Here is an 8541-nt window from a genome sequence, read left to right as displayed (position 1 = left end):
GAAGCGCATCCCCTCGGTGATTTCCAGCTCGGTGGTCATGGATTTGCCTTCTTCGAGGGAAATGACCCCTTCTTTGCCTACTTTTTCCATGGCTTGGGCAATCATGTTGCCCACTTCTTCGTCGTTGCCGGCGGAGATGGTACCTACTTGGGTAATGGCTTTGGTATCGCTAATATCCCGGGCGTGTTCGGCAATTTTTTCCACCAGGTGAGCGGCGGCTTTGTCGATGCCCCGCTTCAGGGCAATGGCACTGGCACCGGCGGCTACGTTGCGCAGCCCTTCTTTGACCATGGCGTGGGCTAAGACGGTGGCGGTGGTGGTGCCGTCGCCGGCGGCGTCGTTGGGTTTTGGAAGCGGCTTGGCGAATCAGGGAGACGCCGGTGTTTTCAATGTGGTCTTCCAGTTCGATTTCTTTGGCGATGGTGACACCGTCGTTGACGATTTGCGGGGCACCGTATTTTTTCTCCAATACTACGTTGCGCCCTTTCGGACCCAGGGTGACGGCGACGGATTCGGCTAGCAAGTCCATGCCCCGTTCTAGGGCGCGGCGAGCGTCTTCGTTATAAATGAGTTGTTTGGCCATAGTTCCTCCCAGTTCCAGTTGCTATCCAAGTACTACACAAGTACTTACAGATGACGAGATGGCGAAATTTGCTAGGCTTGTCCTATGAAGGCAAAAAGTAGTTGCGCGAGGTTGGCAGAATTCTGGGACAGTTAGGAAACTTTTGCCAGAATGTCTCTTTCGGAAAGCAGGACGTAATCTTCGTCACCTACTTTGATGTCAGTACCGGCGTACTTGGAGTAGAGAATTTGGTCCCCTACTTCTACGTCCATGTTTTGGTAGGAACCGTCATCGTTGCGCTTTCCGGGTCCAACAGCGGCTACTTCGCCCACTTGGGGTTTTTCTTGGGCGGTGTCGGGCAGGAGAATGCCCCCCGCGGTTTTCTCTTCGGCTTTGCTGACTTTGACGAATACGCGATCGCCTAAAGGCTTGACGTTGGAAACGTTAATGGTTACTGCCATATACAGACCCTCCAGGACTCAACGCTTGGCTAAAAGCGAGTGCCTCCCTTTCTCAATAGGCAGCCGATTTAGCACTTAGCACTCTCGTTTTCTGAGTGCTAATTTAGCGGAGCCTCCTTGCCCCTGACAACGCCAACGGCAGTACGGGTTTCCGAACTGGCTGGGGCGTTAGACACCCCTAGCAATTGGCGGCTGGGAACAGATAAAAAAATTTTTGTTAGATTGTTCGTGTTTGTGGCGATGGGTCTGGGGAACCTTGCTTAGAGAAGCGATCGCTGTTTCTTCACAATCGGATAGCATTCTATACAAAATTCCACTTTCAAAGGACTCGTATAACTCCTAAAATTTAGCTAAATTCAAGCCATCCGGGTAGTGCATTCGAGAAAACGTACGAAGAGATAGAAAAGTATCCCCGACCAATCTCCTATATATTTTTTCTATTTTCTTCACAATCCCTGGTTCCAACCGGTTGTTTGTTTAAGGATCCGCGAAATGCCACCTGTTTTCCAACTTCATATTTCCAGCTCTTATTGCCAGATTTTGCTAGTAATGGGAAAAGGGGACGCTGTTGCCAATGGCCTGGTGGAACGCCTGCAAAATATGCTGTCGTTTACGCCAGTGGTACCGCCAATACGCTGGCACTGTGTCTTTTCCCTACAAGAAGCTCGCGAGTTTTTGCAAACATCAGCAATCATCCATGGGGTGATTCTACACCTGGACTTGGACGATCCTGGATGCGATCGCTTTGCAAGCTGGATTCAAGAACACAGCGGTAGCGTTCCCATTTTGCTGCTAGCGGAGGGGGTAGACAATTCCCTGGTTCGGGAAAGCCTGCAAGCCGGAGCTGGAGATGCGTTGGACCTACCTACCCTAACGGGAAAGTTGCTGGTGCGTTCGCTGGCCTACCTCATGGCCCAACATCAGCTCTGTCAACCCAATTCCTGCCAGCTGCAAGTGCAGGCGGAAGTGCAAAAAAACGAACAGCGGTGGCAGTGGGCTGTACAAGCGGGCTACGAGGGTATTTGGGATTGGAATTTACCCACCCAACATGTTTTTCGTTCTCGCCGGTGGAAAAAAATTCTCGGCTATCAGGATAGCGAGATTGGCAGCAGCTTGCTCGAATGGCGCGATCGCTTGCATCCCGCCGACCGAAACCGCGTCGAAACCGCCTTAGAATCCTATTTACAGAGAAAAACCTCCCAATACCAAATTGAATATCGCCTGCGCTGCCGTGACGGTAGCTACAAATGGATACTCGACCGGGGCCAAGCACAGTGGAACCAGCAAGGCATCCCCATCCGCATGGTAGGGGCGCATACGGATATCAACGAATGCAAGCGCACCGAAATTGAACTGCAACGAGCCAAAGAAGCAGCAGAAATTGCCAACCGGGCCAAAAGCGAGTTTTTGGCCAATATGAGCCACGAACTGCGTACGCCCCTCAACGCCATTTTAGGATTTTCCCAAATTTTAGCTCAAGATAGCGAACTTGCCACCAACCATCGCGAACAATTAGATATCATTCACCACAGCGGCGAACAATTATTAGAAATTATCAATGACATTTTAGAAATGTCCAATATTGAATCTGGCAAAACCCAATTTCACGCCACCCATTTCAATTTTTTGACGTTATTAGCTAACTTAGAACAGAAATTTTTACCCAAAGCTCGGGAAAAAGGACTAATTTTACAGTTTTCCCTAGCAGAAAATATCCCTCAATACGTACGTACGGATGAGGAAAAACTCCATCAGATACTTGCCCATCTTCTGGACAATGCCATTAAATTTACCGAGCGGGGAAAAGTTATCTTGCATATCGCGCCGGTTTCCCAGGAACAAGACATCGATGTCCACCATCGAGAAAAACTCGTTGCCGATTCTCGCCACAAGAACCTGCAGGTCTTTCGCTTTGCCATTGCAGACACCGGCATGGGAATTGCTTCGTCGGAAATAGAAAAACTCTTTGCTGCGTTTGAAAAATCCATCACTTCCCAGCGATCGCGCCAGGGGGGCACGGGACTGGGATTACCTATCAGCCGCCATTTTGTGCGTTTATTAGGAGGAGAAATTACCGTTCGCAGCCAAATCGGGGAGGGCTCGGAATTTGCTTTTGAAATTCCCCTAGCCATTGTCCAAGCTGACTGCAGTCAAAACGATTTTCCCCATTCCAAGGTTGTATCGCTGTTGCCTGGGCAGCCAGAATATCGCTTGGCGATCGCGGCAGGAACCCAAGAAACCCGCAATTTTCTACAGCAGTTGCTAGCCAATGTCGGTTTTGCCGTCAAAACAGCAGCGAATCAGGCAGAACTGGTTGAGGTTTGGCAGCAGTGGCAACCCCACTTAATTTTTGTGGATGTGGCGACTTTGGCAGGGGAAGCGATCGCAGCTGTTCGTGAAATTCGCGCGCGGCAGTACCAACAAGCCCCACCCAACCACACCACCAATCGCGATTGGTTTTACCAAGAAACGGTAGCCATTGCCATGGTAGAAGCAGATCGTTCCCCCTACGGAAAAACCCAAATGCTTGAGGCTGGATGCAACTACTGCTTGCATACACCGGTTTCTCCAACAACCATACTGCAAACAGCAGCAGACTATTTGGACGTACACTATTTATACGAACGTTCTGAAGTGGTTTCAGCGCCCGTGTCTGCCACTGTTACGGACAAAAATCAAGTTAGGGAAGCTACCTCTTCCGTATCCGTCTCGGCGGCTTTGGCAGAATTACCAAAACCATGGGTACAAGAGCTTCACCAGGCTGCCATTGAAGCGGATTCGGAAAGCATTTTGAGCTTGCTGGATGGTTTGGACGAAACGGTGGTTGGGAATTATCCCCTAGGGGAAGCATTGGCGGAGTTGGCTCGCAATTTTGATTTCGATGCCATTGTTGCTTGTACGGAAAGCGTACTCCTAAACGCTAACTAAGACACCAGCTAAGAACCAATCCGGTTCGATCTGGAAGCCAAACTTCCCAATTAGCTGGGAAAGGGCTTAGCAAAAATTCGCCCATGTTCATTGCAATGGTGTTGGTAGCTGGATTGAATTTTCCCACCACTACAAACCACGATATTGTGAAGTTTTTATACATATTTCCCACACAACTGTTTCCCAAACACCATTTTCAATGGCATTTCTGTGCTAAAAAACGATCTACATCACGTTAGGGGGGTGGCTTGAAACTTATAATAGCGATTAGATTCGTTGTAATTCTTGTTTTGCCAGTTAATCTTTCTCTATGCCCTTGACCTCCAGATTTTGCTATGAACGAGCCTTTACTTGCATCTACCCCCAAAGGAGATATTTTGTTGGTTGACGATGTGTTAACCAACCTCCAACTACTTGCTCGATTATTGAAGCAGCAAGGACATAAAGTCCGTAGTGCCACCAACGGACCGACAGCTTTGCGGGCGGCATTGGCAAAACCGCCCAATTTAATTTTGCTGGATATTAATATGCCTGAGATGAATGGCTACGAAGTGTGCGAGCAGTTAAAAACCAACCCGCAAACCCAGGACATTCCAGTAATCTTTTTAAGCGCTCACGATGAGGCGATGGATAAAGTACGGGGATTTCGAGTAGGTGGGGTGGATTATATTACCAAACCATTTCAAGTGGAAGAAGTTTTGATACGGGTGGAAAACCATCTAGCTTTAAGAAAAGCACAACAAGAAATATCCCATTTAAATGCTGAGTTGGAAAATCGCGTACGGAAACGTACCCAGCAATTGGAGGCGGCCAATCAGGAGTTGCAGCAAGAAATTCAACGACGCCAACAAGCCCAGCAGCAACTTTTGGAAATGGCGTTAAAAGATTCTCTCACGGGACTGCCCAATCGTACCCTATTTATCAAACATTTAGAAGAAGCCCTCAGCCATTGCCAAGCCCAACCAAGCTATCGATTTGCAGTTTTATTTCTAGACTGCGATCGCTTTAAAAAAGTAAACGATTCTTTCGGTCATGTTATCGGTGACGAGCTGTTAATTGCTATTGGAAAAAGACTGCAGCAAGTTCTCGAGCGATTTTCATCACCAGCGTGTTCCCTACAAATTCAATTGGCTCGCTTGGGCGGAGATGAATTTGCGGTTTTGTTAGAAAAAATGGACAATTTTTCCCAAGCAACGGAAATGGCCGAGGCCATTTTACAAGCTTTTGGCGAACCTTTTTGGGTAGCCGAACGGGATGTGTATATGAACACCAGCATTGGCATCGCCTATGGAGACAACCGCTACCAAAAACCGGAATATATTTTGCGCGATGCTGATGTGGCGATGTACCAAGCCAAAGAATTGGGTAAGGGTCAATATCGTATTTTTGATATTTTTATGCGCCGCCGGGTGGTAGAATTTTTGCAGGTGGAGACGGAAATTAGAAAAGCAATTCATCAGGGTCAAATGCTTCCTTACTACCAACCCATTATTTGTTTAAAAAGCGGAAAATTAATTGGATTTGAAACGCTCTTGCGGTGGCAGCATCCCGAAAAAGGTTTGCTTTTGCCTGGTGAGTTCGTACAGGTTGCAGAGGAAACCGGTGCGATTGTCTCCATAGACAGGCAAATTTTGGCGGCAGCTTGCCAGCAAATGGCTCGCTGGTATTGCCTCCAACCAGAAGGGAATGGCACAGAATGCAATGGTAAAATTTGCGTAAATTTGTCGGCTTGGCAGTTTTCCCAACCCGATTTGCTATCGACCATCGATCGAGTTTTGCTAGAATCTCGTTTACCACCTGCCTGTTTAACGTTAGAAATTACTGAGAGTTTGTTTATGGAAAACCGCGATCGCGCTAAAACCATTTTGAATTCTCTTAAGGAAAGGGGCATTCAAATCAGTATTGATGATTTCGGAACGGGATATTCTTCTTTAAGCTACCTGCAAGAATTTCCCGTAGATGTGCTAAAAATTGATAAATCCTTTATCCAACAACTTTCTCCTCCCTCTGGCCACATTGAGGAAGCACCCACTGGGATTGTACCTGCTATTATCAATATGGCCCATACCATGGGCATGACAGTTGTTGGAGAGGGCATAGAAACCTACCAGCAGTTAGAGAAGTTGCAGGCGTTGCAATGCGACTACGGACAGGGATTTTGGTTTTCGCCGCCGGTAGATGCGGAAGCTGCCGTCGAGATGGCTGCGTCTGGGAAAGCGTGGGAACTTCCCAGGCAAGTTGTGGAAAACTATACAAAAAAATAAAATGATAGAGATGGTATGTATCTGGCTTCGGGGACATGCTGGCGATAGGATAGCAGAGAGCTTCTATACCAGCCAGTGGCGGGAATGTCTTTGGTTGCCGACATGCCTGAGTTTGGCCAGCGGAGCGTTCGATCGCGATTCGATCGAGGTAAGTTCCATTCCCTACCTTTCAAGCATCTTTGAAGCGATCGCCCCCCCCACCCATTTTCTTTGAGCCACTCCCAAAACCTTATGACCATCGATCGGTTCCAAGCCTCCAGTGCCAATATTCTGATTGTAGACGATACCCCCACAAATTTACGCTTGCTGTCAGAAATTTTGGGCAAGCGGGGCTATAAAGTGCGTAGCGTCACTAACGGAAGTACAGCCTTGCGGGCGGCTAAGGCCAAACCACCGGATTTAATCCTTTTGGATATTAACATGCCCCAGATGGATGGGTATGAAGTTTGCGAAAAGCTCAAAGAGGACGAACAGACCCAAGATATTCCTGTCATTTTTTTGAGCGCCTTGGATGAGGTGCCGGATAAGGTAAAAGCTTTTTCGGTGGGAGGTGTTGATTATATAACCAAACCATTTCAACTGGAAGAAGTTTTTATCCGTATTGAAAACCAACTACAACTGCGTCGAGCCCAGCAGCTGCTGGCAGAGCAAAATGACCGTCTCGAACAAGAAGTGCGCGATCGCATGCGGGCGGAGGAGGAATTGCGGCGATCGCAGCAGTTTCTCGATAGCATCATCGAACACCTCCCCCTTGCCTTGTACACCAAAGACGTACAAAACGAATATCGCTACGTATTGTGGAACCGAGCCTGCGAAAAAATGTTTGGTATCTCTAGCGAACAAGCCATTTCTCATAACGTTCGGGATTTATACCCACCAGAAACAGCAGAAATCTTTGAATCCCAACAGCGAGAAGTGGTTGAAAAGAAAGAACTGCAAGAAATTCCAGAAGAAGAAGTAGAATCAGCCCATGGCAACAAAATTTTGCTGCGCACGTTACAAGTGCCCTTGTTAGACGGAGATGGCAACGTCACCCATTTAATGTGCATTGCTGAAAACATCACCGAACGCATTGAAGCTACCAGAGCCCTCAGCCGCAGCAACGCCATTCTCAAAGCCCAACAAGAAGCTGCCCTCGATGGGATTTTGGTTCTCGACGAAAACCGTAACATCGCCTCGTACAACCAGCGGTTTTGCGAGCTGTGGAACATTCCCCCCCACGTCATTGCTTCTGGGGATACCGAACGACTGCTGAGTTGGATTTTGTGGCCTATGGACAATCCCCAGGAATTTTTAGAGCAAATGAATTACCTATCCAAGCACCGCACGCAAGTGACCCGCGACGAAATCACCTTCAAAGACGGACGGGTCTTCGATCGCTACTCCGGTCCGGTGCGTTCCAGTTCCGGACAATATTACGGACGTATTTGGTATTTCCGCGATGTCAGCGATCGCAAACGCACCGAAGCCGCCTTGCGTCTGGCCCAACAAAAATCCGACCGACTGTTGCTCAATATTTTGCCCCAAAAAATCGCCGACCGCCTCAAACAAGCCCAAGGTTCGGTAGCCGAACAATTTGAAGATGCAACGATTATGTTCGCCGACCTAGTGGATTTCACCCCCCTTTCTGCCCGCCTGCTGCCCATCGACCTGGTGAATTTGCTCAACCAGATATTTTCTGCCTTTGACAAACTCACCGACCGCTATCAGTTGGAAAAAATCAAAACCATTGGTGATGCTTACATGGTCGCCGGTGGCTTGCCTACACCGCGGGAAGACCACGCTGAAGCGATCGCTGATATGGCTTTGGAAATGCTAAACATCGTGCAGCAATATCACCGAGACGACGGCAAACCATTTCAAATTCGCATTGGTATTCATACCGGTCCGGTTGTAGCGGGGGTGATTGGCACCAAAAAATTTATTTACGACCTGTGGGGGGATACGGTTAACGTTGCTTCTCGCATGGAATCCCAAGGGGAAGCCGAAGGCATTCAAGTCACTGAAGCGATGCGACAGCGCTTGCAAGAAAAATATCTTTTCCAACCCCGCGGGGCCATCGATGTGAAAGGACGGGGATGGATGAACACTTTTTGGCTAACTGGCAAGCGATGAGAGGCAAAAGTCCCGCATGCCGTCTCCCTCTTGAGAAGGGGAACCATCGAGAATTCATGGGGAATCCAATGTACAAAAATCACAATTGTTTGTAGGGGCAACCCCGGTGTGGTTGCCCCTTTCGTGAGAAAACTGCTACTTCCTAATAGGTTGTTTACTGGACAATAATTGACTTTTATTGACTTGATAGTCGTAGCCATCTTTCTTAAAG

Annotated in this window: 4 protein-coding genes and 1 pseudogene; 3 read left to right on the top strand and 2 right to left on the bottom strand. The window is 48.2% G+C overall.

The window, feature by feature from the left end:
* Positions 1 to 583: pseudogene (locus AS151_RS01950) on the bottom strand (TCP-1/cpn60 chaperonin family protein); the annotation flags it as partial.
* 131 nt (positions 584 to 714) lie between these two features.
* The gene (gene groES / locus AS151_RS01945; protein ID WP_071515391.1) at positions 715 to 1023 is read right to left on the bottom strand and encodes a co-chaperone GroES; all 309 of its coding nucleotides are present in this window, start codon (positions 1021 to 1023) and stop codon (positions 715 to 717) included.
* 549 nt (positions 1024 to 1572) lie between these two features.
* Between groES and AS151_RS01940 the strand changes: the two genes are divergently transcribed.
* The 3 genes from AS151_RS01940 to AS151_RS01930 all read left to right on the top strand — a co-directional run bounded on the left by AS151_RS01940 (position 1573) and on the right by AS151_RS01930 (position 8330).
* A complete protein-coding gene (locus tag AS151_RS01940; RefSeq protein ID WP_211517491.1) occupies positions 1573 to 3951 on the top strand; it encodes an ATP-binding protein in 2379 nt (792 codons plus the stop codon).
* A gap of 335 nt (positions 3952 to 4286) precedes the next feature.
* Complete coding sequence (locus AS151_RS01935; RefSeq protein ID WP_071515389.1) at positions 4287 to 6215, top strand: EAL domain-containing response regulator; 1929 nt, start codon at positions 4287 to 4289, stop codon at positions 6213 to 6215.
* 231 nt (positions 6216 to 6446) lie between these two features.
* Positions 6447 to 8330 (top strand): adenylate/guanylate cyclase domain-containing protein, encoded by a 1884-nt coding sequence (locus AS151_RS01930; RefSeq protein WP_071515388.1) that lies wholly within the window; start codon positions 6447 to 6449, stop codon positions 8328 to 8330.
* The last annotated feature ends 211 nt before the right edge of the window (positions 8331 to 8541 follow it).

Source organism: Geitlerinema sp. PCC 9228 (assembly GCF_001870905.1).
Classification (GTDB): Bacteria; Cyanobacteriota; Cyanobacteriia; order Cyanobacteriales; family PCC-9228; genus PCC-9228.
The sequence above is the reverse complement of the archived record's forward strand: the minus strand, read 5'-3'. Positions and strand labels throughout refer to the sequence as shown.

Coding starts and splice junctions, on each gene's coding strand:
- AS151_RS01935 (WP_071515389.1), top strand. CDS start 4,287: ATGAACGAGCCTTTACTTGCATCTACCCCCAAAGGAGATATTTTGTTG.
- groES (WP_071515391.1), bottom strand. CDS start 1,023: ATGGCAGTAACCATTAACGTTTCCAACGTCAAGCCTTTAGGCGATCGC.
- AS151_RS01940 (WP_211517491.1), top strand. CDS start 1,573: ATGGGAAAAGGGGACGCTGTTGCCAATGGCCTGGTGGAACGCCTGCAA.
- AS151_RS01930 (WP_071515388.1), top strand. CDS start 6,447: ATGACCATCGATCGGTTCCAAGCCTCCAGTGCCAATATTCTGATTGTA.